Raw genomic sequence first — 2,719 nt, 5'->3', positions numbered from 1 at the left:
AAAATCAGCTATGATTTTTGGCTCTTGAATGGTGAGTTTTCCAGCCCGAACCTGGAAAAATGACACCAATTGGTGACAAAAATCCCACAGAGTAAAATCGATTCCCTCCTCTACGAGGACTCCTACCAGAAGCTTTAACTCGAATCCTCCACCTCCTACGAATGAGGAATTGCTATGCAGACTACCCATACCTTACTAAAGAGCGAGTATGCTATTGCGGAACTTGATGTCACTGAACGGGTCCGGCTTCAAGAACTAGAATCCATTGTGGAACATGGACTTCAGACATTTTACGAAGTTGGCAAAGCCCTAGATGAGATTAGGGAACAGAAACTGTACCGCGAATCTCATAAAAGTTTTGAGACTTATTGTCGGGACAAATGGGGGATAGCAAGGCAGACGGCTCATCGATTTATTGCAGCAGCGCAGGTTATCGAAAATTTGACACCAATTGGTGTCAAAATTCCTACAAAGGAAAATCAAGTGCGTCCTCTAGCAGGATTACCCCGAGAACTGCAACTAGAAATTTGGCAAGAAGCCCTAGAATCATCGCCCAATGGTATGCCCACTGGCGCAGCAGTTCAGCGCTTGGTCGATCGGCGATTCCCATCCCTAGGAAGCGGTCGATCGCCTAAAGATACTGATTCTGAACTAGAGAAATTGCGATCGGACAATAAGCGGCTTAGAGAGGAAATCCGAGAACAAAACAGAGAAAGGGATCGGCGTGCTGCTGCTGTGGCGTTGGAAATGGAGCAACTTCGAGCCGAAAACAGGCAGTTAAAAGCTGAGCTGCTACAGCGCGATCGAGATTGGGAAATCCGTCTGGCGGTTGAGAGAAGAAAAATTCGAGAAGAAGTTAGGGCGGAACTCAAGGCAGAATACGAAGGACAGATTAACTCGCTGACGCAACAACTGGCAGAAATGACCGCAAACTATCAATCTGTATTGGCAAGACTGACAGCATTAGAAGGAGCGAAATAAATAAATGGTTACAATTCTTGAAAATCCACTGCGGGTCGGTTTGCGAAAGGAACGGATGCCGGAACCGCAAATTCTGGTGATATTTGGAGCTTCCGGCGACCTCACCCAGCGCAAACTGGTACCAGCAATTTATCAGATGAGGCTCGATCGGCGTTTGCCGCCGGAAGTTACAGTGGTAGGCGTGGCCCGCCGTCCCTGGAGTCACGATTACTTCCGAGAACAAATGCGGGAAGGCATCGAAGAATTTGGCGGCGGTATTGGCAATGAGGAATTGTGGCAAGATTTCGCCAAAGGCTTGTACTACTGTCCGGGCGACATTGACAACCCCGAAAGCTATCAAAAACTTAAAGCTTTCTTAGCCGAACTCGATGAAGAAAGGAGAACTCGCGGCAATCACATCTTTTATCTGTCGGTTTCCCCGAACTTTTTCCCAGAAGCAATTCGGCAACTGGGCGCAGCTCAAATGCTGGCAGATCCAGTCAAACACCGCTTGGTAATTGAAAAACCCTTCGGCCGCGACTTGAGTTCGGCAAAAGCTCTCAACCGTGTGGTGCAGCAGGTTTGCCAAGAACAGCAAGTTTACCGGATCGACCACTATTTGGGTAAAGAAACTGTTCAGAATTTAATGGTGTTCCGGTTTGCTAATGCGATTTTTGAGCCCCTGTGGAACCGACAATTTGTGGATCACGTACAAATTACCGTGGCAGAAACAGTGGGCGTAGAAGACCGGGCCGGTTACTACGAATCCTCTGGGGCGCTGCGGGATATGCTGCAAAACCACTTGATGCAGATTTTCTGTCTGACGGCGATGGAACCGCCCAACTCCCTCGATGCTGACAGCATCCGCACGGAAAAGATGAAAGTTCTGCAAGCAACTCGCTTGGCGGATTTGAATAACTTGGAGTTTTCGGCGATTCGCGGTCAATATTCCGCAGGATGGATGAAGGGCAAACCGGTGCCGGGTTATCACGAAGAACCGGGAGTTGCTGCCAACTCGACAACGCCGACTTTTGTGGCGATGAAGTTTCTGATTGACAACTGGCGCTGGCAGGGAGTGCCTTTCTACTTGCGGACTGGCAAGCGGTTGCCGAAAAAAGTTAGCGAAATTGCGATTCAGTTTCGGGAAGTGCCGCTGTTAATTTTTCAGTCGGCGGCGCAACAAACTACTCCTAACGTTTTGACGATGCGCGTGCATCCCAACGAGGGGATTTCGCTGAGGTTTGAGGCGAAAATGCCGGGGCCGGATTTGCGGAGGCGGACGGTGGATATGGATTTTAGTTACGGTGCTTCCTTTGGGGTGACATCTTCGGATGCTTACGATCGCCTGTTGATTGATTGTATGCTGGGCGACCAAACTTTGTTTACCCGTTCTGATGAAGTGGAAGAAGCTTGGCGGGTGGTAACTCCGGCCCTGATGGCTTGGGAATCTTCCAACGACCAAAGTTTGGTTCCTAAATATGAAGCTGGTACTTGGGAACCGGCAGAAGCAGAATTAATGATTAACAGAGACGGGCGCAAGTGGCGCAGACTTTAAGAGTAAGAGTCATTAGTCAGCAGTCAGTAGTCAGCAGTGAGGAAGAGTCCGTAGTCAGTAGTCATTAGCTAGGAGTAATTGGTTATTGATAATTCTCAATTAGTAACCAATGACCAATGACCAATGACCAATGACCAATGACCAATGACCAATGACCAATGACTAATGACCAATGACCAATGACCAATGACTAATGACCAATGA

3 protein-coding genes are annotated in these 2,719 nt (G+C 48.4%); 2 read left to right on the top strand and 1 reads right to left on the bottom strand.

Features of this window, described 5'->3' with window-relative positions:
- A partial coding sequence (locus JGK39_RS30000) for a hypothetical protein (RefSeq protein WP_293258475.1) occupies positions 1-189 on the bottom strand: 189 nt, incomplete at its 3' end.
- Between JGK39_RS30000 and JGK39_RS29995 the strand changes: the two genes are divergently transcribed.
- Positions 175-981 carry a hypothetical protein gene (locus JGK39_RS29995; RefSeq protein WP_293299034.1) on the top strand — a complete coding sequence of 269 codons (807 nt, stop codon included), beginning with the start codon at positions 175-177 and terminating at the stop codon, positions 979-981. The genes JGK39_RS30000 and JGK39_RS29995 overlap by 15 nt on opposite strands.
- A gap of 4 nt (positions 982-985) precedes the next feature.
- The gene (zwf, locus tag JGK39_RS29990; RefSeq protein ID WP_293299031.1) at positions 986-2,515 is read left to right on the top strand and encodes a glucose-6-phosphate dehydrogenase; all 1,530 of its coding nucleotides are present in this window, start codon (positions 986-988) and stop codon (positions 2,513-2,515) included.
- Positions 2,516-2,719: the final 204 nt, after the last annotated feature.

It is taken from the genome of Microcoleus sp. PH2017_12_PCY_D_A (genome assembly GCF_020738565.1).
Lineage (GTDB): Bacteria > Cyanobacteriota > Cyanobacteriia > Cyanobacteriales > Microcoleaceae > Microcoleus.
Note: the sequence above shows the minus strand (reverse complement) of the source record. Positions and strands in the feature narration are given on the sequence as shown.

Bases quoted from the DNA above. Each gene is read 5' to 3' on its own strand.
- JGK39_RS29995 (WP_293299034.1), top strand. From the start codon at position 175: ATGCAGACTACCCATACCTTACTAAAGAGCGAGTATGCTATTGCGGAA.
- zwf (WP_293299031.1), top strand. From the start codon at position 986: ATGGTTACAATTCTTGAAAATCCACTGCGGGTCGGTTTGCGAAAGGAA.